The organism is Caballeronia sp. LZ001 (genome assembly GCF_031450875.1).
Classification (GTDB): Bacteria; Pseudomonadota; Gammaproteobacteria; order Burkholderiales; family Burkholderiaceae; genus Caballeronia.
Genome location: NZ_JARTVX010000004.1, coordinates 4,902,396 through 4,924,801, shown reverse-complemented (window position 1 = coordinate 4,924,801; position 22,406 = coordinate 4,902,396). Strand labels below are relative to the sequence as shown.

General features: G+C 63.9%; 14 protein-coding genes and 1 pseudogene. 10 read left to right on the top strand and 5 right to left on the bottom strand.

What is annotated here, in order from left to right; genetic code table 11:
* Positions 1 to 21 precede the first annotated feature (21 nt).
* The 9 genes and pseudogenes from rho to P9292_RS34060 all read left to right on the top strand — a co-directional run bounded on the left by rho (position 22) and on the right by P9292_RS34060 (position 15,942).
* Positions 22 to 1,288, top strand: a pseudogene (rho, locus tag P9292_RS34100) (transcription termination factor Rho).
* Between the two features lie 211 nt (positions 1,289 to 1,499).
* Positions 1,500 to 2,324: a zinc-dependent peptidase gene (locus P9292_RS34095; protein WP_250464981.1), complete on the top strand. Its 825-nt coding sequence runs from the start codon at positions 1,500 to 1,502 to the stop codon at positions 2,322 to 2,324.
* A gap of 134 nt (positions 2,325 to 2,458) precedes the next feature.
* The gene (locus P9292_RS34090) at positions 2,459 to 2,713 is read left to right on the top strand and encodes a type B 50S ribosomal protein L31 (protein ID WP_016345518.1); all 255 of its coding nucleotides are present in this window, start codon (positions 2,459 to 2,461) and stop codon (positions 2,711 to 2,713) included.
* A gap of 256 nt (positions 2,714 to 2,969) precedes the next feature.
* Positions 2,970 to 4,733: a glycosyltransferase family 39 protein gene (locus P9292_RS34085; RefSeq protein WP_244825355.1), complete on the top strand. Its 1,764-nt coding sequence runs from the start codon at positions 2,970 to 2,972 to the stop codon at positions 4,731 to 4,733.
* 39 nt (positions 4,734 to 4,772) lie between these two features.
* Positions 4,773 to 6,131: an MATE family efflux transporter gene (locus P9292_RS34080; RefSeq protein ID WP_250465062.1), complete on the top strand. Its 1,359-nt coding sequence runs from the start codon at positions 4,773 to 4,775 to the stop codon at positions 6,129 to 6,131.
* A gap of 107 nt (positions 6,132 to 6,238) precedes the next feature.
* Positions 6,239 to 12,256 (top strand): alpha-2-macroglobulin family protein, encoded by a 6,018-nt coding sequence (locus P9292_RS34075; protein WP_409015309.1) that lies wholly within the window; start codon positions 6,239 to 6,241, stop codon positions 12,254 to 12,256.
* A gap of 4 nt (positions 12,257 to 12,260) precedes the next feature.
* Positions 12,261 to 14,483, top strand: a complete 2,223-nt coding sequence (gene pbpC, locus P9292_RS34070) for a penicillin-binding protein 1C (RefSeq protein WP_309963562.1) — start codon at positions 12,261 to 12,263, stop codon at positions 14,481 to 14,483.
* A gap of 228 nt (positions 14,484 to 14,711) precedes the next feature.
* Entirely contained in the window at positions 14,712 to 15,320 is a 609-nt protein-coding gene (locus P9292_RS34065; RefSeq protein ID WP_250464988.1) for a helix-hairpin-helix domain-containing protein, read from the top strand.
* 49 nt (positions 15,321 to 15,369) lie between these two features.
* Positions 15,370 to 15,942 (top strand): YidB family protein, encoded by a 573-nt coding sequence (locus P9292_RS34060; protein WP_409014978.1) that lies wholly within the window; start codon positions 15,370 to 15,372, stop codon positions 15,940 to 15,942.
* A gap of 178 nt (positions 15,943 to 16,120) precedes the next feature.
* On the opposite strand, the gene clpB is transcribed toward P9292_RS34060, so the two are convergent.
* Both clpB and P9292_RS34050 read right to left on the bottom strand, forming a co-directional pair.
* Positions 16,121 to 18,718: an ATP-dependent chaperone ClpB gene (gene clpB, locus P9292_RS34055; RefSeq protein ID WP_309963559.1), complete on the bottom strand. Its 2,598-nt coding sequence runs from the start codon at positions 18,716 to 18,718 to the stop codon at positions 16,121 to 16,123.
* A gap of 188 nt (positions 18,719 to 18,906) precedes the next feature.
* The gene (locus P9292_RS34050) at positions 18,907 to 19,392 is read right to left on the bottom strand and encodes an Rrf2 family transcriptional regulator (RefSeq protein WP_250492286.1); all 486 of its coding nucleotides are present in this window, start codon (positions 19,390 to 19,392) and stop codon (positions 18,907 to 18,909) included.
* Positions 19,393 to 19,704: 312 nt separating this feature from the next.
* Here P9292_RS34050 and P9292_RS34045 point away from each other — a divergent pair, with 312 nt between their 5' ends.
* The gene (locus tag P9292_RS34045; protein ID WP_309963556.1) at positions 19,705 to 20,247 is read left to right on the top strand and encodes a group III truncated hemoglobin; all 543 of its coding nucleotides are present in this window, start codon (positions 19,705 to 19,707) and stop codon (positions 20,245 to 20,247) included.
* A 179-nt stretch (positions 20,248 to 20,426) separates the two neighbouring features.
* Here the strand turns inward: P9292_RS34045 and moaE are convergent, their stop codons facing one another.
* From moaE to glp, 3 genes are read right to left on the bottom strand one after another with little or no spacing between them, the layout of a single operon-like run.
* A complete protein-coding gene (moaE, locus tag P9292_RS34040; RefSeq protein WP_309963554.1) occupies positions 20,427 to 20,891 on the bottom strand; it encodes a molybdopterin synthase catalytic subunit MoaE in 465 nt (154 codons plus the stop codon).
* Between the two features lies 1 nt (position 20,892).
* Positions 20,893 to 21,150 (bottom strand): molybdopterin converting factor subunit 1, encoded by a 258-nt coding sequence (gene moaD / locus P9292_RS34035; protein ID WP_244825364.1) that lies wholly within the window; start codon positions 21,148 to 21,150, stop codon positions 20,893 to 20,895.
* Between the two features lie 11 nt (positions 21,151 to 21,161).
* Positions 21,162 to 22,400, bottom strand: coding sequence for a gephyrin-like molybdotransferase Glp (gene glp, locus P9292_RS34030; RefSeq protein WP_404989362.1), 1,239 nt, complete (start codon positions 22,398 to 22,400; stop codon positions 21,162 to 21,164).
* Positions 22,401 to 22,406 lie beyond the last annotated feature (6 nt).

The window sequence follows — 22,406 nt, the reverse complement described above, 5'->3', positions numbered from 1 at the left end:
TCTCCCTGGCGGGAAATCCGTATGCATTTATCCGAGCTCAAGTCTCAGCACGTGTCTGCACTGATCGAGATGGCCAATGGCCTCGAGATCGAAAATGCGAACCGCCTGCGCAAGCAGGAACTCATGTTCGCCATACTTAAAAAGCGCGCCAAGGGTGGCGACACGATTTTCGGCGACGGCACGCTCGAAGTGCTGCCCGACGGCTTCGGCTTCTTGCGTTCACCCGAGACTTCGTATCTCGCGAGTACGGACGACATCTATATCAGCCCGTCGCAGATTCGCCGCTTCAACCTGCACACCGGCGACACCATCGAAGGCGAAGTGCGCACGCCGAAAGACGGCGAGCGCTATTTCGCGCTGGTGAAGGTCGACAAAGTCAACGGGCAGCCGCCCGAGGCCTCGAAACATAAGATCATGTTCGAGAACCTCACGCCGCTGCATCCGAATAAGCCGTTGCCGCTCGAGCGCGAAATGCGCGGCGAGGAAAACGTCACTGGCCGGATCATCGACATGATCTCGCCTATCGGCAAGGGCCAGCGCGGTCTGCTCGTGGCGTCGCCGAAGTCGGGCAAGACGGTGATGCTTCAGCACATCGCGCATGCCATCAAGTCGAACCACCCGGATATCGTGCTGTTCGTGCTGCTCATCGACGAGCGTCCGGAAGAAGTCACGGAAATGCAGCGTTCGGTCAAGGGCGAAGTAATCGCTTCCACCTTCGACGAACCTGCCGCGCGCCACGTCCAAGTCGCGGAAATGGTGATCGAAAAGGCCAAGCGCCTGGTCGAAATGAAGCACGATGTCGTGATTCTGCTCGACTCCATCACGCGTCTCGCGCGCGCCTACAACACGGTCGTGCCTGGCCTCGGGCAAGGTGCTGACGGGCGGTGTCGACGCCAACGCGCTGCAACGTCCGAAGCGCTTCTTCGGCGCCGCGCGCAATATCGAGGAAGGCGGGTCGCTCACGATCATCGGCACCGCGCTGATCGAAACCGGCAGCCGCATGGACGACGTGATCTACGAAGAGTTCAAGGGCACCGGCAACATGGAAGTGCACCTGGAACGGCGTCTCGCGGAAAAGCGCGTGTATCCGTCGATCAATCTGAACAAGTCGGGCACGCGCCGCGAGGAACTGCTGATCAAGCCGGACCTGCTGCAAAAGGTTTGGGTGCTGCGCAAGTTCATTCACGACATGGACGAAGTCGAAGCCATGGAATTCCTGCTCGACAAGATCCGTCAGACGAAGAGCAATTCCGAGTTCTTCGACTTGATGCGGCGTGGTGGCAGCTGATTTGCCATTCGCTTCTGCGTCGAGAAAAAACCGCCTGCCTTTGGTCAGGCGGTTTTTTTATGTCGTCGCTGTCGGCTGATGTCGATTCGCGTTTGCCGGCCACTCTATCCGCGTGGCGACAGCTCCAGCCGATCCCGCAAGCAGCGCATTCTGCCCACGATCGTCCCCCATCCGTACAATCCGGTCTATCGCGCTTCCAACGCCTCAATCGATGACCAATCCCTTCACCCGCTGGTTCGGCGCGCAACGCCGCGAGCGCACGCTGCGCAAATACGCGATCGACGAAAGCCTGTGGCGGCGCACCCTCGATGCCTATCCGTGCTTCGGCCACCTGAATCCGGCCGACCTCGAACGTCTGCGCGAGACCGCGAGTCTCTTCATCGCGCAAAAGGAATTTTCGACCGCGCACGATCTCGAACTGACCGACGCAATGATCGTCTCCATCGCCGCGCAAGCCTGTCTGCCCGTCCTCAACCTCAGTCTCGACCTTTATCGCGGCTGGGTCGGCGTGATTGTCTATCCGGGCGAGTTCGTCATCAAAAAGACAGTGGAAGATCAGGACGGCGTCGTGCACGAAGTGGAACACGATGCCAGCGGCGAAGCATGGGAAGGCGGCCCGGTCGTGCTCTCGTGGGAAGATGCCCAGATGGCCGATGGCGCTGACGCCTACAACGTGGTGATCCACGAATTCGCCCACAAGATCGACATGGTGAACGGCGAGGCCGATGGTCATCCGCCGCTCTATCGACGCTGGCACGCGCCGCTCGACTCGACCGCATGGGCCGATGTCTTCGATAACGCCTATGACCAATTCTGCGCCCGCGTCGACGCGGTGCCGCAGCGCCGTTTCGGCCGCTTCGAGCGCGAATCGCTGATCGATCCCTACGCGACGGATCATCCGTCCGAGTTTTTCGCGGTCTGCAGCGAGGCGCTGTTCGTTACGCCGAAACCCTTCGAAGCGGAGTATCCCGAGTTGTATCGCCTGCTTGCGCGCTATTACCGGCAGGACCCGGCGGGCGTCGGCGCCCTCTTCTAAAGCTTCCCAAAAAGATGTCAAGGGTCTGATTTTCTGGCATAATCGCCGTTTTTCGACCCTAGGCAAGTGACTCGCACGAGCGCCTTGAACTCAAGACGCAACGGGTTGGCTACCGCCAGATACCAGGAAAGACCATGAAAGAAGGCATTCACCCGAATTATCGCGAAGTTCTGTTCGTCGACATGTCGAACGACTTCCGTTTCGTGACCCGCTCGACCATCCAGACGCGCGAAACCGCCGAATTCAACGGCAAGTCGTACCCGCTCGCGAAGATCGAAGTGTCGTCGGAATCGCATCCGTTCTACACCGGTCAGCAAAAGATCATGGACACGGCAGGCCGCGTCGAGAAGTTCAACAACAAGTTCGCTCGCTTCTCCACCAAGAAGTAAGACGGACCACCGTTTCAGCAAAAAGGGCAGCTCTGGCTGCCCTTTTTTGTCTCTGCCGTTTCCATGATGCTGCACGGCAAAACGGTAAGGGTTGTTGCACGGCGTTACCGCGAGCCCGTCGACACTGACGCACTCCGAGGCGCGCGTCTACAATGCCGGATGCTCTGGCCCCCGCCGCGCTTGCACGCACCTGGCAACCTACCCGCACGCACCAACGCACGGCGCACTGCCCGTTTCTCTCGATAAGCCCTCACGCATGCGATCTGTCGTTCGTCTGACCGCCTCCGCCACCAGCGCCCTGCCGCGCTGGCTGCTGCTCGCCATCTGTATCGTCTACGCGTCGTTCGGGCTGTTCGGCCGCGACCCGTGGAAGAACGAGGACGCGGCGGGCTTCGGCGTGATGTGGACGATGGCCAACGGCGACGCGCGCGACTGGCTGCTGCCCAATCTCGTCGGCAAGGCGCTCACGGGCGACGGCCCGCTGATGTACTGGCTCGGGGCATCGTCGATCCGGATCCTGAGTCCGTGGGTCGATGCCAGCAACGCCTCGCGCGTGGTCACGGGCCTGCTCTTCACCATCGCGTGCGCGTTCGTCTGGTACACGGCCTATCTGCTTGGCCGGCGCGACGAAGCCCAGCCATTCAAATACGCGTTCGGCGGCGAACCCGAGCCGCGCGACTACGGCCGCACGCTCGCCGACGGCGCCTTGCTGATTCTCCTCGCCTGCTTCGGGCTCGCCGAGCGCGGTCACGAAACCACGCCGCAGCTCGCGCAGTTCGCCGGCACCGCGATGCTCATTTACGGCCTCGTTCGCAGCATCGACAAGCCGATTCACGGTGCGCTCGTGTGGGGCGCGGCAATCGGCGTGGTCGGCTTGTCGAGCTCGCCCGTGCTGGTGTTCGCGCTTTTGCTATGCACGCTTGCAATGACCATCATCGTGCGTCAGGTGCGCGCCGCGCCGCTGCTGATCTACGGCCTGCCCGTCGCCGTCGTGCTGATCGCCGTGTGGGTGCTGCCGACGCTGCATTTCTTCCCCGACGACGGCGAATGGTGGCTGCGTCAATGGTGGCGCAACAGCTTCGATACTTTCTCCGGGCCGCCATCGCTCGTGTTCGGCTACGCGATGAAGAACCTGCCGCTCTTCACCTGGCCCGCCTGGCCGCTTGCAATCTGGGCCTTCGTGAGCTGGGGCGGCATGCGCCGCTCGCCGCACGTCGCCGTGCCCTTGTCCGTGATCGGACCGCTGCTCGTGCTCGTCGTGCTGCAGGCGCGCGAAACCAATCGCCTCTTCTTGCTGCTGCTGCCGCCGCTGTCCGTGCTCGCGACTTTCGCGCTGCCGACCTTGAAACGCGGCGCGATCAACGCGATCGACTGGTTCGCCATGCTCAGTTTCACGATCATCGGCACGCTCGTCTGGCTCGTGTGGACGGCCGGCATGTTCGGCTTTCCCGCGCCCATGGCCCGCAATCTCGCGCGCCTCGCGCCCGGTTTTCATCCTGAATTCAAACTCATTTCGTTCGTCTGCGCGGTCGCGGTGACGGCGTGCTGGTTCCTGCTCGCGCGCTGGCGGCTTGCACGCCATCCGAAGGTGCTGTGGCGCAGTGTCGTGCTATCGAGCGCGGGCACCACGCTGATGTGGGTCTTGCTCATGACTTTATGGCTGCCGGTCGTCAACTACAGCCGGACGTATCGCGATGTCGCGGAGCAGATCGCCGATCATCTTCCGCCCGACTACAACTGCATCTCGCCCGCACGTCTAGGCGACGCGCAGATCGCCACCTTCGCGTACTTCGGCGGCATGCACTTCGCGTTCGACGAAGATTGCGACGTGGTGCTGCGTCAGGATCGCGCGGATTACGGCGATCCGCCGTCCATCTCGGCGTTCGAATGGAAGCTCGTCTGGGAAGGCCGGCGCGTGGCCGACCGCGACGAGCGCTTCCGCCTCTACGTGCGCATTGCGCGCCCCACGCCGCCGGTCAAGAAGCCGCTGCGTCCGAAAAGCCTGCGCCGGGTGCAATAGCGCATGGGCGCCGCCGTGTCTTCCAAAGCCGCCACGGGCATGCTGAGCGATGTCCGCAAGATCGGCGCGCTTGCTTGGCCCGTGCTGATCGGCCAGCTTGCGGTGATCGCGTTCGGCGTGATCGATACCGCGATGGTCGGCCGCTTCTCCGCCACCGATCTCGCGGCGCTCGGGCTCGGTTCGTCCGTCTATATCTCGGTGTATATCGGCTTGACGGGCATTCTCGTCGCGCTCCAGCCGATTGCCGGGCAACTCTTCGGTGCGGGCCGCGAGGCGGAAATCGGCGAGGAAACGCGGCAGGCGCTGTGGCTCGCTTCGGTACTCATGGTGATCGGCTTCGTTCTGCTCTACTTTCCCGAACCGCTGCTGAGTCTCGCGAAAGCGCCGCCCGCGCTACATGACCGCACGGTGGACTACTTGCGCATTCTCTCGTTCGGGCTGCCCGCGAGTCTCGTGTTTCGCGTGTATAGCTCGCTGGCGAACGCGGTCGGCAAACCGCGGCTCGTGATGTTTCTACAAGTCGGCGGGCTCGTGCTCAAGTTTCCGCTCAATACCTGGTTCATCTTCGGCGGTTTCGGCGTGCCCGCGCTCGGCGGTCCCGGCTGCGCGCTTGCGAGCACGCTCATCAATTGGGCGCTCGCCATCGTCGGAATCACGGTGCTGCTGCGCGTGGAATTCTTCCGGCCGTTCGGCATCTTCGCGCGCTTTTGCTGGCCCGTGTGGAAGCGGCAGATGGCGCTGCTGCGTCTCGGCATTCCGATGGGGCTTTCGTATCTCATCGAAGTGACGTCGTACACGTTCATGGCGCTCTTCATCTCGCGCTTCGGCACGACCACGCTCGCGGGACATCAGATCGCGGGCAACCTCGGCGCGGTGCTCTACATGACGCCGCTTGCCATCGGGATCGCGTCGTCGACGCTGGTGTCGCAGGCGCTCGGCGCAAAGCGTCTGGACGACGCGGCCTCGATCTCGCGGCACGGCATCGGCATGGCGTGCGTGCTGGCGCTGGTGTACGGCGTGATCCTGCTTGCCGCGCGGCCGCAGATCATCGCCGCCTACACGCCCGACGCCCACGTAATCGCCGCCGCGATGCCGCTCGTCTTCATCATCTTCTTCTATCACCTCTGCGACGCGCTGCAGATCACCACGGCGTTCATCCTGCGGGCGTACAAGGTCACGCTCGTGCCGACCGTCATCTACGCCATCGCGCTGTGGGGCATCGGCCTCGGCGGCGGCTATCTGCTCGGCTTCGATGTCGGCGGCATGGTGCCCGAGTGGCTGCAAGGCGCGCGCGGCTTCTGGATAGCCAATACGGTGAGTCTCGGCGTGGCGGGCGTCGGCCTCTTTCTGTACTGGCGGCGCGTGAGTACGCGGCATCGCAACGTGGCGACGCGCTGAGAATCGCCGAAATGCGTCAACGCAACCGATTCGTCGCAAGAATGGCGTAGGGCTCCAGTAAAATCGCGCGGACAAGAATTACTCGGAACGAGTGGATGAGCCGCGTCATGAAAAAACAAAAATGGATTCTGGCCGCAACCACCCTCATCGCCGCTTTCGGCATGAGCGTCGCGATGTATCGGGCCGATGCCGCGCGCGTCGTGACCGTGTCGCCACAAGGCAAGGTCGTGCAAGTGCGTCAGGTCGTCGTGAAGTTCGACGAAGCCATGATCGCGTTCGGCAGTCCGAGCGCCGCGGCGCCCGGCAAGCTCGCCTGTAGCGGCGCGCCCGCCGCGGCCACCGCCGGCGGCGCGCGCTGGATCGACGAAAAAACCTGGGCCTACGATTTCAACGCGGACTTGCCGCCAGGAGTGCGCTGCGGCATCGACCTCAACAGCGGCTTGAAATCGAGCGCGGGCAACGCGCTGTCCGGTCCCAGCCACTTCGCGTTTCAGACGGGCGGGCCATTCGTTACGCGCGTCGAGCCGAGTTACGGCGATATCGAGGAAGACCAGACCTTCGTGCTGCGGTTGAACGGCCCGGCCACGCAAGCGTCGGTGCTCGATCACGTCTGGTGCGAATCGAGCGCACTCGGCAACCGCATTCCCGTAAGGACGGCCGACGACGCCACGCGCGGCGCGCTTCTCAAACACTTCGGACTCGCTAAGGAAAGCGACCGCGTGCTCACGCTCGCATGCGGGCAAACGTTGCCGTCCGGCTCGAAAATGCAGTTCGTCTACGGCGCGGGCGTCACCGGGCCGAGCGGCATGCCCAACGATGTCGAGAAGCGCTTCGACTACAAGGTGCGCGATCCGTTTTCCGCGAGCTTCACGTGCGAACGGGAGAACGCGAACGCGCCCTGCACGCCGCTGCGCCCGCTCAGGCTCATGTTCACCGCGCCGATCAGCCGCGCCGACGCCCAGAAGTTCGCGTTGCGTGGTCCCAAAGGCACGGTCGCGCCGCACTTCGATGAAGACAGCAAGGACGCGGAAGTCGAAGCAGTAGAATTCGCCGCGCCGCTGCCGGAGCGCACCGATCTCACCATCGAGGCGCCCGCCAATCTCAAGGACGTGAGCGGCCGCACGCTCGCCAACGCCGACTTCTTCCCGCTCAAGACCGCGACCGCGCCCATGCCGCCGCTCGCGAAGTTCTCGTCGGGCACGTTCGGCATCATCGAGCGCTTTGCAGAGCCGGACATGCCCGCCATGTTGCCGGTCACGCTGCGCCATGTGGAAGCCGACCTGCACGTGCAAGGGCTCGACTCGGGCACCTCGCAGATCACCAAGCTCAGACTCGACGCCGACACCGACATCCGCCAATGGATGCGCAACGTCGATTTGTTCGACGGCATCGGCATGTCGCGCTCGTCGATCGAAGCGCGCATGCCCTCGCTTTTGAAGAACGGTATCGCGCCCGTCATCGTGCCGGAATCGGACGGCACCGTGAGCCGCAATCCGACCATCGACATTCGCTCGCTTTCGCTCTTGAGAAAGCGCGCGGGCGTCGAAACGCTCACGCTGCCCGCCGCCGATCCCAAGGCGCTGCGTCCCTTCGAAGTCGTCGGCATTCCGCTCGCGAAGCCGGGCTTCTATGTCGTCGAACTGGCGTCGCCGGCGCTCGGCGCGTCGTTGATGGGTCAGAACAAGTCGATGTTCGTGCGCACGTCGGTGCTCGTCACGAACCTCGGCGTGCACTTCAAGCAAGGGCGCGAGAACAGTCTCGTCTGGGTGACGACGCTCGACAAGGGCAAGCCCGTCGCCAATGCGGATGTACGCGTGACCGACTGCAACGGCGATCAAGTGGCCACCGGCAAGACCGATGCGCAAGGGCTCGCGACCATCGGCAAACCGCTCGCGGCCATCCGCGAATGCAACGAGAACAGCTTGTCGTACGGCGGCTTCTTCGTCTCGGCGCGCGTTACCGATCCGGTCACCGGACCCGACATGGCCTTCGTGACCTCGGACTGGAATCGCGGCATCGAATCGTGGCGCTTCAACGTGCCGACCGACATGAGCACGAGCCGCACGGTACGCGCGCACACCATTTTCGATCGCACCTTGCTGCGCGCGGGCGAAACGGTGTCGATGAAGCACCTGATGCGCGTCGAAACGCTCAAGGGTTTCGGCTTCCCGCCGAAGTATCCGACGCGCGTGACGATTCGTCATATCGGCAGCGGACAGACGTGGCACATGCCGCTCGCGTGGAGCGCCGATCACAGCGCCGACTCGAGCTTTGCCATTCCCGCCGCGGCCAAACTCGGCGAATACAGCGTGACGCTCGATAACGGCGCGGCCAGCGACACCAACGACGCGAGCGACGACGACGGCGAAGGCAGCAATGTCACGCAGTCGTACGAGACAGGCAGCTTCCGTGTCGAGGAATTCCGTCTGCCGGTGTTCAAGGGCACGGTCTCGGCGGGCGACAGCAAATCGGCCGGTCTGATCGCCGCGCAAGAAGCGCCGGTCGATGTCCACCTCGAATATGTGCAAGGCGGCCCGGCATCGAACCAGCGGGTGCAAGTGTCGGCGCTCGTGCGCGACACGTCGCCGCCCTTCGCTTCAGACTACGATGCATTCAGCTTCTCGCCGTATCGCAAACCCGCGGACGATGGCGCGAGCGCGCCCGCCGAGGACGAGGACAGCGAGCAGCAGACGGAGACCACGACGAAACTCGTCGCCGACAAGCTGCGCGTGACGCTCGATCGCAATGGCGACGGCACGCTGATCGTGAAGCCGCTGCCCGCCGTCGATTCGCCCAAGCGTCTCGCGCTCGAAGCGAGCTTCGCCGACCCGAACGGCGAGATCCAGACCATCAGCGGCAGCGCCACGCTCTGGCCCGCCGCGGTCGCCGTGGGCGTGAAGGCGGTGCATTGGGCGTCGGTCGGCGGTTCGGTGCCGGTGCAAGCGCTTGCGCTCGATTTGCAGGGCAAGCCGCGCGCGGGCGTATCGGTCGAAATCAAGGGCATGGCGCGCGTGACGTCGAGTTCGCGCAAGCGCATGGTCGGCGGCTTCTACGCCTACGACAACCATTCCGAAACGAACGACCTGGGCACGCTTTGCAGCGGCAAGAGCGACGATCACGGCATCGTCTCGTGCGATGCCAAGCTCAAGACCGCCGGCAATATCGATCTGATCGCCGTCGCGAAAGACGGCGATGGCCGCACGGCCAACGCGAGCACGTCGGTCTGGGTCACGCGCGAAGACGAACTCTGGTTCGGCGGCGAGAACACGGACCGTATCGACGTGCTGCCGGAAAAGAACAGCTACGAGCCCAGCGAGACCGCGCGCTTCCAGGTGCGCATGCCCTTCCGCTCGGCCACTGCGCTCGTCGCGGTGGAGCGTGAAGGCATCATCGAAACCCATGTGGTCGAACTGAACGGCAAGGACCCGACCGTCGAACTGAAGGTCGAGCAAGCGTGGGGGCCGAACGTCTATGTGTCGGTGCTCGCGTTGCGCGGACGTATCCATGAAGTGCCGTGGTATTCGTTCTTCACGTGGGGCTGGAAAGCGCCGGTCGAATGGGCGCACGCGTTCTGGTATGAAGGCCGTCAGTATCAGGCGCCGACGCCGCTCGTCGATCTCTCGAAGCCCGCGTTTCGTTACGGGCTGGCATCGATCAAGGTGGGCACGGCATCGCACAAACTGGCGGTGAGCGTCACGCCGGACGCGAAGTCGTACACGGTGCGCGCCAAGGCGCATGTGAAGGTCAAGGTCGCGTTGCCTGACGGCAAGCCCGCGCCCGCAGGCACGCAGATCGCGGTCGCGGCCGTCGATGAAGCCCTGCTCGAACTCATGCCCAACCAAAGCTGGAACGTGCTCGACGCGATGTTGCAGCAGCGCGCCTACGGCGTGGAAACATCGACCGCGCAGATGGAGATCATCGGGCGGCGGCACTTCGGGCGCAAGGCAGTGCCAGCGGGCGGCGGCGGCGGACATAGCGCCACGCGCGAACTCTTCGATACGCTCCTGCTGTGGAATCCGCGCGTTACGCTCGATGCAAACGGAGAAGCATCCGTCGATGTGCCCTTGAACGACGCGCTCACGCGCTTTCGCATCGTCGCCATCGCGGCGGTGGGCGCGGGACGCTTCGGCACGGGCAGCGCATCGATTCAAAGCACGCAGGACTTGCAACTCATCTCCGGGTTGCCGCCGCTCGTTCGTGTGGGCGACGCATTCCATGCGCAGTTCACGCTGCGCAACACGACGCGGCGCACCATGCGCGTCGTCGTCACGCCGCACGCCGGTTCGCTCGCGCTCGATGCACGCACGGTGGAACTCGCGCCGGAATCGTCGCGGGAAGTTGCTTGGGACGTGACCACGCCCGACGTGCTCGGCATGAACGCATCGGCGAGTCTCGCCTGGGACGTGAGCGCGGTGGAGCAAGGCAGCGCTTCGGCCACGAAGCCCGCGAGCGATGCCGTCAAGCTGCAGCAGCGCGTCGTCGCGGCCATTCCGGTCACGACGCAGCAAGCGACCATCGCGCAGGTGGACGGCACGTTCAGCGTGCCCGTCGCGCCGCCCGCCGATGCCAGCACGTCGAGCAACGGCGCCGTGCGCGGCGGTATCGCGGTGTCCTTGCAGCCGAAGCTCGCGGACGGCTTGCCCGGCGTGCGACGCTGGTTCGAACGCTATCCGTATAACTGCCTCGAACAGCAGACTTCGCGCGCGCTCGGCCTCATGGACGCAGCGCAATGGCAAGCCGTGCTCACGCGCATGCCGTCGTATCTGGATCGCGACGGTCTCGCGAACTACTTCCCGCCCTACGACGACGAACGTCCGACCGGCAGCCCGACGCTCAGCGCGTACTTGCTCGCGGTATCGGACGAAGCGTCGAAGCTCGACCGCCGTTTTGCGATGCCCGCGGAATTGCGCGATCAGCTCGCCGCCGGTCTCGCGAATTTCGTCGACGGCAAGCTCGAACGCAAGTTCTGGGCGCCGCGCAACGACCTCGACTTCGAAAAGCTCGCCGCCATCGAAGCGCTTTCGCGCTACGGTCTCGCGCAGCCGCGCATGCTCGGTTCGATCACCGTCGCGCCGGATCAATGGCCGACCTCGGCCGTGCTCGACTACTACGCGATACTTTCGCGCGTGGACGGTATCGCCGATCGCGAAGCGAAGCGCGCGCAGGCCGAGCAGATCATCCGTGCGCGGCTCACGTATCAGGGCACGCGTCTCACGTTCTCGACCGAACGCGACGACGATCTCTGGTGGCTCATGACTGGCAATGAGACCAACGCCGCGCGCACCGCACTCATCTTCGCAAACGCGCCCGCGTGGAAGGACGAGATGCCGCGCCTCGTGGCCGGCCTCCTCGCGCTGCAGAAAAACGGCGCATGGCAGACCACGACCGCCAATCTGTGGGGCTCGCTCGCGGTGGGACGCTTCTCGCAAATTTTCGAAAGCACGCCGGTCACGGGACGCACGAACATTGCGCTGGGCGCGGCGACGCAGAGCGTGGACTGGAGCGCTGCCGCGCCTGCATCGGCGTCGTCGTCGGCGACCCCGATCACTAAGAGTGTCAACACGCGCAGCAGCTTGCTGCCGTGGTCAACCGGCTCGCTCACGTTGACGCAAGACGGCACGGGCAAACCTTGGGCGACCATCGAAAGCCTTGCGGCCGTCGCGTTGAAGGCGCCGTTCGCGGCGGGCTATCGCATCGTGAAGACGGTGACGCCGGTCGATCCCGCCGTGAAGGGCGTGCTCTCGCGTGGCGACATCGTGCGCGTGCATCTCGACATCGACGCGCAAAGCGACATGACCTGGGTCGTCGTCAACGATCCGATTCCCGCTGGCGCGACCATTCTCGGCTCCGGTCTCGGACGCGACTCGGAAGCGGCGACTTCCGGCGAGAAGCCGGATCGCGGTTCGTGGCCTGCCTTCGTGGAACGTGGTTTCGAAGGGTATCGCGCGTATTACGACTATCTGCCGAAGGGCAAGCTGCAAGTCGAATACACGATGCGGCTGAATAACGCCGGTTCGTTCGGCCTGCCGCCGACGCGTGTGGAAGCGCTCTACGCACCGTCATCGTTCGGCGCATTGCCAAACGCGACGGTCGTCGTGAAGCCGCTCGCCGCCAGCGCGAAGTGACGCCGTGAAGCGCGCCCTGTGCTTTCTGATCGGCTGCGTCGTGGCAACGGCGGCGTGCGCGTCGCCGAGCTTCGACGAGGTGCGCGCGAACTGGCGCAGTTCCGACTGGGTGCTGTTGTCGCGCGATGGCGAACCGCTGCAACGCACGCGTGTCGATACGCACGCGCGGCGCGGCGACTGGGTTGCGCTTGCGGATGTCTCGCCCGCGTTGCGTGAGGCCATCGTGGTTTCGGAAGACAAGCGCTTCTACGACCACGCGGGCGTCGACTGGCGCGGCGCGGCGGCGGCGGCATGGGCGAATCTGTGGAACACGCGCACGCGTGGCGCATCGACGGTGACGATGCAGCTCACCGGACTCATCGACGACGATAACGGCAAGCCGAACGGCCGCCGCAATATCGGCGAAAAGGCGCAGCAGACAGTAGGCGCGCTATGGCTCGAACGGAGCTGGCGCAAGGACCAGATTCTCGAGGCGTATCTGAATCTCGTGCCGTTTCGCGGCGAGATCGTGGGTTTATCGGCGTTGTCGCAGACGCTTTTCAACAAGGCGCCGTCCGGGCTCGATGAACGCGAGGCCGCGCTCGCCGCCGCGCTCGTGCGCGCGCCGAATGCGCGTTATGACAAGGTCGCGTCGCGCGCCTGCGTCATCTTGCGCGACATGCAGGCTTTGCATACGAGCGACAAGACGCACGCGAACGACCCGTGCGTCAACCTGGACAGCTATGTGCAACTGACGCTCACACGCACCGCGTCGGCGCCGGGCTTCGCACAAGGCGACGACGCGCTCGCGCCGCATTTCGCGCGGCGCGTTGCAGGCGAAACGCATCCCAAGGCGGGCGATCGCGTGCGCTCGACGCTCGATGCGCATGTGCAGCGCTTCGCGCGCGACACGCTCGCGCGCACGCTTGCCGAACTCAACGCGCGGGCTCATCCGCGCAATGTGCACGACGCGGCGGCGGTGGTGATCGACAACGCATCCGGCGATGTGCTCGCTTGGGTCGGTTCGGCGGGCGGCTTGTCGAACGCGCCCGAAGTCGATGCGGTGCTCGCCGCGCGGCAGGCCGGTTCGACGCTCAAGCCGTTTTTGTATGCGCAGGCCATCGACGAAAAACGCCTGACCGCGGCCACGCTGCTCGACGACGCGCCGCTCGATCTCGCCACCGGCGGCGGCCTCTATATTCCACAAAACTACGATCACGACTTCAAGGGCTGGGTGAGCGTGCGTACGGCGCTCGGGTCGTCGCTCAACGTACCGGCAGTGCGCGCGCTCGTGCTCGTCACGCCGCATCGCTTTGCAAAGACGCTGGTCGCGCTCGGTCTGCCGCTCACGCAAGCGGGCGATTATTACGGCTTCAGCCTCGCGCTCGGCAGCGCGGATGTCACGCTGGCCACGCTTACCAATGCGTATCGCGCGCTGGCCGACGGCGGTGTCGCGCGGCCGTCGTTCGATCTTGCGAGCCACGCTGCCGCGCCTGCGGGAAAGCGCGTGTTCAGCCCGGAGGCGAGTTTCATCGTCACGGACATGCTCGCCGACAACAACGCGCGCACGCGCACCTTCGGTTTCGACAGCGTGCTCGCCATGCGCACTTTCAGCGCGGTCAAGACCGGCACCAGCAAGGACATGCGCGATAACTGGGCCGTCGGTTTCACTTCGCGATACACCGTCGGCGTGTGGGTCGGCAATGCCGATGGCGCGCCTATGTGGGACGTCTCCGGCGTCACCGGCGCGGCGCCCGCGTGGAATGCGCTCGTCGGCTATCTGCATCGGCGAGCCGCCAGCCACGCGCCGACTGCGCCGTCGGGCGTGATCGAAACGCAGGTCGCGTATCAGAACGATATCGAACCGAAGCGCGGGGAATGGTTCGTGCGCGGCACGCAGATGAGCGCTATCGGCATCACGGCGAACGCGGCGGGCTCAAGCAGAGCGAGCGGCAAAGGGGACAGCCAGGCGGCGCGCATTGGAGCGCCGACCAATGGCACCATCTTCGCGCTCGATCCCGACATTCCGCCCGCGCGCCAGCGCGTGTGGTTCGAACGCTCGGGCAATGGCGCGCTCGCGTGGCGCCTCGACGGCAAGCCGTTCGGCCGCGATGCGCGCGTCGCCTGGCTGCCATGGCCGGGACATCACGTCCTCGAACTCGTCGATGCGCGCGGCAACGCGGTCGATTCAATCGCCTTCGAAGTGCGCGGCGCGTTTCTCAAGACTGCTCAAAGGCCGTCGCGGTAAGGCCGAAGCATGCCTTGCAGCATGCAAAATATTGATGCGTCATCCAATCTGCATTGCGCGACGTTAAAGATTGTGCGCTCGTGTGGTGCGCGCGGCGGGGTCGTGCACAATGCGAGCCGTCATCGTTCGGGACTTGTTTTTGCCCTATGCTTAACGGCAAAGTCGTTATTCTGTCGTAAGCCCGGACGCATCGATTCATCATTCTTTTCCATTGCCTGGAGTGCCGTCATGCTGAAAAAGCTGCTGATGCTGTGCTTTGCGTTGATGCTGTCCGTCGGAACCGCGTTTGCCGCGGTCGATGTCAATACGGCCGATCAAGCCGCGCTCGATTCCGTGAAGGGCTTGGGTCCGGTGAAGTCGAAAGCGATCGTCGACGAGCGCGCGAAGAACGGCCCGTTCAAGGACGCCGACGATCTCGCGACGCGCGTGAAGGGTCTTGGAACGAAGTCCGTGGCCAAGCTCGAGGAGAACGGTCTGACCATCGGCGGATCGTCGCAGCCGCCCACGGGCAAGACCACGAAGCCCGCCGTGAGCAGCACGCAAGGCGCCGCGCCGTCCAACTCGACGGTCAAATCGTCGACAGCCGCCACGGCGGCAACCTCGCCCGCGGCCACCACCGCGCAAACGCCAGCCGCCACGCCGCAAGCGCCGGCTACCGCCACACCTGCTTCGGCTACGAAAAAGAGTTCGCGCAAGTCCAAGGCCGCAAGCGCGGCGGCGGCTGCAAGCGCGGCGCCGGCAGCGACGACGGCACCCGCCGCGGCAAGCGATGCGAAGCCTTCGAAGCGCAAGAGCAAGAAAGACAAGGCCGCGAGCGCCGCGGCTGCCAGTCAATAAAAGTTAGAAAAGATCGAGGCGAGCAGGCGACGGCCAACCGCATCATGCCATCGCCCTTCAACCTCAAGTACTTCGTCTCAAAGCTCGCGTTTCGCTCTCTTCGCACGATGCAAGCGCGTCACGCGAGCCACCCCACCCCGCAACTTCTCGTAGTGAGACTGCCATGAGCCTAATCGATATCCTCGCCTCCACCCTCGGCAACTCGTCGCAACAAGGCGGCCAACCCGGTCAATCCGGCCAGGCTGCGCTGATCACGGCGGCGCTCGAATTCGTCAACAATCAGCCGGGCGGTATCGCGGGGCTGATCCAGCGCTTTCATCAGGCGGGCGCGGGCGACATCGTGTCGTCATGGATCGGCACGGGCGAAAACAAGCCCATCAGCCCGGACACGCTGAACAACGCGCTCGGCTCGGACAACGTCGGTGCGCTCGCGCAGAAAGCCGGCGTGTCGAGCGATCAGTTGTCGGGCATGCTCGCGGCGGTGCTTCCGCATATCGTCGACCGCGCGACGCCGAACGGCGAAGTGCCCGCCAATGGCCAGATGGATCTGTCGAGTGTGCTCGGATCGCTAGGCGGCCTGGCGGGTCTCTTCGGCAAGAACGAAGCGCCGAAACAAGGCTGAGTCTGATTCATCGCGTTTGTGTTGGACCCTGCAAGCGGTCGCCTTGCGGGGTTTTTGTTTTGCGGGCCGCGGCGTTGGCGTCATCGATCGTTCCCGCTGCCGCCAAACAAAAAGGGCGATGGATCACCCATCGCCCTTTAGAAATCGCCGCCGAAGAACAAGCAGCGATCAACCGCCTTTAGTGCACTACGCGGTCGAACACGAACTTCCCGTCCTTGATATCGACCGGAATGACGTCCTTGGGTCCGAACCTGCCAGCCAGAATCAGCTTGGCGACCGGATTCTCGATCTCCTGCTGAATCGCGCGCTTCAACGGCCGCGCGCCGAACACCGGGTCGTAGCCGACCTTGCCGATCTGTTCGAGCGCCGCATCCGACACGTCGAACTGCATGTCGAGCTTGGCCAGGCGGTCGTGCAGACGCTGCAACTGAATCATCGCGATCGATTCGATATTCGCGCGATCCAGCGAGTGGAACACCACCACGTCGTCGATCCGGTTCAGGAATTCCGGCCGGAAATGCAGCTTCACCTCTTCCCAGACGGCGTCCTTCACCGCTTCGTGCGGTTCGCCGACCATGCTCTGGATGACATGCGAACCGAGGTTCGACGTCATCACGATCACCGTGTTCTTGAAGTCGACGGTGCGGCCTTGTCCATCGGTCATGCGGCCATCGTCGAGCACTTGCAGGAGCACGTTGAAGACGTCCGGATGCGCCTTCTCGATCTCATCGAGCAGGATCACGCTGTACGGCTTTCTACGCACGGCTTCGGTGAGATAACCGCCTTCTTCATAGCCGACGTATCCCGGCGGCGCACCGATCAGACGCGCGACGCTGTGTTTCTCCATGAACTCGCTCATGTCGATACGAATGAGATGATCTTCCGAATCGAACAGGAACGCGGCCAGCGCCTTGCACAGTTCCGTCTTGCCGACGCCCGTCGGCCCCAGGAACAGGAACGAGCCATACGGACGGTTCGGATCGGACAGACCCGCGCGCGAACGGCGAATCGCGTCGGCCACCGCGCCGATGGCTTCGTCCTGACCGACCACACGCTCGTGCAGCTTGCCCTCGATCTGCAACAACTTCTCGCGCTCGCCCTGCATCATGCGCGAGACCGGAATGCCCGTGGAACGCGACACCACTTCCGCGATTTCCTCGGCGCCCACTTGCGTGCGCAAAAGACGCGGACGCGTCGGGTTGTTCTGCTCCTGCGACTCGGCCTGCGTCACTTGCTTGAGACGCGCTTCGAGTTCGGGCAGCTTGCCGTATTGCAGTTCGGCCACTTTCTCGAGCTTGCCTTCGCGCTGCAAACGCGCGATGTCCGCACGCGCCTTCTCGATCTCTTCCTTGAGCTGCGCGCTGCCCTGCACGGCGGCCTTTTCGGCGGTCCAGATTTCTTCGAGATCCGAATATTCGCGATTGAGCCGGTCGATTTCTTCCTCGATGAGTTGCAGACGCTTCTGCGATGCCTCGTCCTTCTCCTTCTTCACGGCCTCGCGTTCGATCTTCAACTGGATGAGACGGCGGTCGAGCTTGTCCATCTCTTCGGGCTTCGAATCGATTTCCATCTTGATGCGCGACGCCGCTTCGTCGATCAGATCGATCGCCTTGTCCGGCAGAAAACGGTCCGTGATATAGCGATGCGACAACTCCGCCGCCGCGACGATAGCCGGGTCCGTGATCTCCACGCCGTGATGCAACTCGTACTTTTCCTGCAAGCCGCGCAGGATCGCGATGGTCGCTTCCACCGAAGGTTCGTCGACCAGCACTTTCTGGAAACGCCGCTCGAGCGCCGCGTCCTTCTCGATGTATTTGCGATATTCGTCGAGCGTGGTCGCGCCGATGCAATGCAATTCGCCGCGCGAAAGCGCCGGCTTGAGCATGTTGCCCGCGTCCATTGCGCCTTCGGCCTTGCCCGCGCCGACCATCGTATGAATTTCGTCGATGAAGACGATGGTCATGCCTTCGTCCTTGGCGATATCGCTCAGCACGGCCTTCAGGCGCTCCTCGAACTCGCCGCGGTACTTCGCGCCCGCGAGCAGCGCCGCCATGTCGAGCGACAGCACGCGCTTGCCCTTGAGCGTTTCGGGCACTTCGCCGTTGACGATACGCTGCGCCAGTCCTTCGACGATAGCCGTCTTGCCGACGCCCGGTTCGCCGATCAGCACCGGATTATTCTTGGTGCGGCGTTGCAGAATCTGGATCGAACGGCGGATTTCGTCATCGCGGCCGATCACCGGATCGAGCTTGCCTGCGCGGGCGCGCTCGGTCAGGTCGACGGTGTACTTCTTGAGCGCCTCGCGCTGACTTTCGGCGTCCTGGCTATCGACCTGCGCGCCGCCGCGAACCGCGTTGATCGCGGCTTCGAGCGCCTTGCGCGTAAGACCATGCTGGCGGGCCACGCGGCCCACTTCGCCTTTGTCGTCCGCGACCGCGAGCAGATACATTTCGCTCGCGATGTAGGTGTCGTTGAGTTTCTGTGCTTCTTTATCGGCGTTGTTGAGCAGGCCCGCGAGATCGCGGCTGACCTGCACGTTGCCGTCCGTGCCTTGCACTTGCGGCAAACGATTCATCGCGTCGTTGAGCGCGTTTTGCAGTGCCTGAACCTGCACGCCCGCGTGCGACATGAGCGAGCGCGCGGAACCGTCCTGCTGCGCGATCAGCGCGGCAAGCAAGTGAACCGGTTCGATATACTGGTTGTCGTGACCGACCGCCAGACTTTGCGCGTCTGACAGCGCTTCCTGAAATTTGGTGGTGAGTTTGTCGATTCTCATTATTGAAAGCTCCAATTCGAATACGACCGAAATGAGGCGCTTTTGGCCGGTTTCAAGCCTCGTTTAGCCGTTTGCGCGCACTTTTTCGCTTGATTTCGAGAAAGCCCGCGCGAGGGTCGACGCATGAGAATGACCTGTCCGTCCGGTTTCCGTTCACCGTCCGGCCGCGTGCAGGACTTAACCGCGCGTCAGGCAGACGAGCTTTGCATGCGCTCGACCGATACCGGAATCACGCTCACGATGCCAAGCAACTGCGAGAGCTCATCCGCCGGACGCGCGAGTTCGCCGACCGTATGCTTGTCGAGTTCCGCAAGGAAGGCATCGCGCGCCGTCGCGAAGACGCCGCGCAACAAGCAGGCCGACTGAATCACGCATTGCCGGTGTGCCTTGTCGCGCGAAAAACAACCGACGATGTCGAAGTCGCTTTCCATTGTTCGCACGATCTCGCCGATCGTCAGATAAGGCGTGCGCTCGCCAAGCCGCAGTCCGCCATGACGCCCTCGCACCGTTTCCACCCAGCCGAGTTCGCCCAATTGTTGGACTATTTTCATCAGATGATTTCGCGAGATGCCATACGCCTCGGATATCTCGCCGATGGTCGAAAGGCGGGACGGGCGCACGGCAAGATAAAGCAGGACGCGCAGGGTGTAGTCGGTGTAGTCGGTCAGTCGCATGATGTCACGATGATTTTGTGCGCGGAACACGCGCATCGAGAACAACGGAGCCAGAGGCACGCGGGCAAACGAAGAGCAGACGGCGAAAGCGGCGCGACGCGGGATGCGCGGAAAAACACCGTGCGCGCGCCAGCGACAATGACCTCAACGCGCACATAAGGTCTAACATCCTGACGCGGCCTGCCACGAAAAATTGAACGACCGGTCGGATTATCGCTGTTCAAGACGCGACATTTTGCGACAAAACAGCGCCTATCGTCAGCATAATGTGCTGACGCTTGCGTGTAAGCATCCGCATAACATTTATTTGCCATGACCCTTCACGAATCATCTGCCCGCCCGGCTCGCTTTGCGGAACCGGACGAAGCCAACATCCGGACGCTCGTGGAGACGTTTTATCGCCGTGTCGATGACGATCCCCTGCTCGGCCCGATCTTTTCGCGCGAACTGACGGGCCGCTGGGACGAGCATCTCGCTAAAATGACGACCTTCTGGTCGAGCCTCGTGTTGGGAACGAAGCAGTATCGCGGGAATGTGCAAGAGGCGCATCGGCCGCTCGAAGGTATCGCGCCCGAGCATTTCGCACGCTGGCTTACGCTCTTTCTCGACACCGTGGACGCGCGTTACGAGCCGGCCGCCGCCGTGCAGTTCATGGAACCGGCACTGCGGATCGCGCACAGTTTGCAATTGAGCAAGTTCGGCTGGGATTACAAGATTCCCGACGCGCAGCAGGAACTTCTCGCGGCGCTCAAACGGCAGCGCACCGGCGGCCGGGAAGAGCCGCGTTTCGCGGCGCAGCCATCGGCGGAAGCGTTTCCAGCGAGATTCGTGGGACGTTCGGCGGATACGGAGTGACGCTCGCGGCGTTCTTCCTCGCCGATCACGCTTGTCTTGCCGCCCAAGGTTTTTGGCTTTTACCCGTTTGCGAGCGCTCTTAGCGCGATTTCGCGTGCCGCTTTTGTCTCGCTAGTCACGCGGTAAGCGGTTTGACTTGTCCGCGGATCGTCGCCTTTTCCTAAGACCATCGCCGCGCTTTAGCTTTTCGGCTTTTGCCAGCGAGCCAGCGCCGTATCATCCGATTCGCGCGCATCGACCCAGCGCTCGCCCGCGTCGGTTTTTTCCTTCTTCCAGAACGGCGCCTGCGTTTTCAAGTAGTCCATGACGAAGGCGCACGATTCGAACGCCTCGCCGCGATGCATCGCCGTGGTTGCGACCAGCACGATCTGATCGAGCGGCCTCAGTTTTCCCACGCGATGTACGATCAGCACGTCCGACCCAGGCCAGCGCGCACGCGCCGACTCGGCAATCTCGTGCAGCGATTTCTCCGTCATGCCGGGATAGTGCTCGAGCTCCATCGTCTCGACCGCGCTGCCTTCGTTCAAGTCGCGCACCGTGCCGACGAAGCACGCCACCGCGCCCACTTTCGGATTGCCCGCTCGCAGCGCGGCGACTTCCGCGCCGAGATCGAAATCCGCCTCCTGTACGCGCACGATCGTCATGTCAACCGCCCGTGACCGGCGGGAAAAACGCCACTTCGCAGCCATCCGTGATGCGCTGCGACGGGTCCGTCATGACGTGATTGCAGGCCATGCGCAACGCACGGCCTTCGGCGAGCGTTTCGGCCCACGCGCCGCCGCGCATGCGCAGCCAGGCGCGTACATCGCCGACATTCACGACGGTGTCCGGCACGCTGACCGTCTCGTTCGCGACACCCAGCGCTTCGCGCACGCTCGCAAAAAATCTCAGTTCGATATGCATTTGATGGCCTTCTACCGCATCAACTCTGAAAAGGGAATGAAGCGCACCGTCTCGCCCGCGCGGATGGCGTGATCCGGCGGATTGTCGATGAGGCCGTCGCCCCACACGGTCGAAGTCAGCACGGCGCTGCTTTGATTGGGAAAGAGATCGAGGCCGCCCGCGTCGTTCACGCGCGCGCGCAGGAACTCGTTGCGGCGGTCGCCCTTCTTTTGGCTGAAGTCGGCACGCATCGAGTAGACGCGCGGCGCGACGTCGCTCGCGCCTGCCAGCCGCAGCAGGAACGGCCGCACGAACAGCAAGAAGGTGCAAAAGCTCGACACCGGATTTCCCGGCAGGCCGATGAAATATGCTTCGCCGAGTGCGGCATCCGAACGTCGCACGTTGCCGAACGCGAGCGGCTTGCCGGGCTTCATCGCGATCTGCCACATGGCGATGCGTCCTTCGGCTTCCACCGCCGGTTTCACGTGATCTTCCTCGCCGACCGATACCCCGCCGCACGTCAGAATCAGATCGTGTTCCCCGGCCGCGCGGCGCAGGGTTTCGCGCGTTGCGTCGAGACGATCCGGCACGATCCCGAGGTCGGTCACGTCGCAACCGAGTTTCGCAAGCAGCGAGCGCAGCACGAAGCGATTCGAGTTGTAGATGGCGCCGGGCGCGAGCGGCTCGCCGGGCATGCGCAGTTCGTCGCCGGTAAAGAAGATGGCGACGCGCACGCGCCGCACGACATCGAGCGCGCCGCAACCGACCGATGCCGCGAGACCCAACGCTTGCGGCGTGAGGCGCGTGCCCGCAGGCAGGATCGCCGAACCGCCGCGGATGTCCGCGCCTTGTTGCGTGATCCATTCGCCAGCTGCGGGCGCGTGCGCGAACGCGACGCTGCCGTCGTCCGCCGCACGCGCCATTTCCTGCATGACGACGGTATCGGCGCCCGGAGGCACCGTCGCGCCGGTGAAGATGCGCGCGGCCGTGCCTGCCGTGAGCGGCGTGGCGGCGTGGCCAGCCGGAATGCGTTGCGACACCGGCAGCGCGCGCGGCGCGGCCTCGCTTGCGCCGGCGAGATCGGCGGCGCGGACGGCGTAACCGTCCATCGAGCTGGTGTGCATTGGCGGAACGTCTAGCGGCGACGTGACATCGGCGGCGAGAACGCGGCCGAGCGACGCCGCGGCATCGAGCGTATCGATGCGCTCGGTGCCATCGACCCGATGCGCGGCGTCGAGGAGAAGGCCGAGCGCTTGCGCGGTCGCGAGCATCGGGGG

What these genes read in the sequence shown, in the direction of transcription:
- P9292_RS34095 (WP_250464981.1), top strand. Translation starts at nt 1,500, where the DNA reads ATGACCAATCCCTTCACCCGCTGGTTCGGCGCGCAACGCCGCGAGCGC.
- P9292_RS34090 (WP_016345518.1), top strand. Translation starts at nt 2,459, where the DNA reads ATGAAAGAAGGCATTCACCCGAATTATCGCGAAGTTCTGTTCGTCGAC.
- P9292_RS34085 (WP_244825355.1), top strand. Translation starts at nt 2,970, where the DNA reads ATGCGATCTGTCGTTCGTCTGACCGCCTCCGCCACCAGCGCCCTGCCG.
- P9292_RS34080 (WP_250465062.1), top strand. Translation starts at nt 4,773, where the DNA reads ATGCTGAGCGATGTCCGCAAGATCGGCGCGCTTGCTTGGCCCGTGCTG.
- P9292_RS34075 (WP_409015309.1), top strand. Translation starts at nt 6,239, where the DNA reads ATGAAAAAACAAAAATGGATTCTGGCCGCAACCACCCTCATCGCCGCT.
- P9292_RS34065 (WP_250464988.1), top strand. Translation starts at nt 14,712, where the DNA reads ATGCTGAAAAAGCTGCTGATGCTGTGCTTTGCGTTGATGCTGTCCGTC.
- clpB (WP_309963559.1), bottom strand. Translation starts at nt 18,718, where the DNA reads ATGAGAATCGACAAACTCACCACCAAATTTCAGGAAGCGCTGTCAGAC.
- P9292_RS34050 (WP_250492286.1), bottom strand. Translation starts at nt 19,392, where the DNA reads ATGCGACTGACCGACTACACCGACTACACCCTGCGCGTCCTGCTTTAT.
- P9292_RS34045 (WP_309963556.1), top strand. Translation starts at nt 19,705, where the DNA reads ATGACCCTTCACGAATCATCTGCCCGCCCGGCTCGCTTTGCGGAACCG.
- moaE (WP_309963554.1), bottom strand. Translation starts at nt 20,891, where the DNA reads ATGACGATCGTGCGCGTACAGGAGGCGGATTTCGATCTCGGCGCGGAA.
- moaD (WP_244825364.1), bottom strand. Translation starts at nt 21,150, where the DNA reads ATGCATATCGAACTGAGATTTTTTGCGAGCGTGCGCGAAGCGCTGGGT.
- glp (WP_404989362.1), bottom strand. Translation starts at nt 22,400, where the DNA reads ATGCTCGCGACCGCGCAAGCGCTCGGCCTTCTCCTCGACGCCGCGCAT.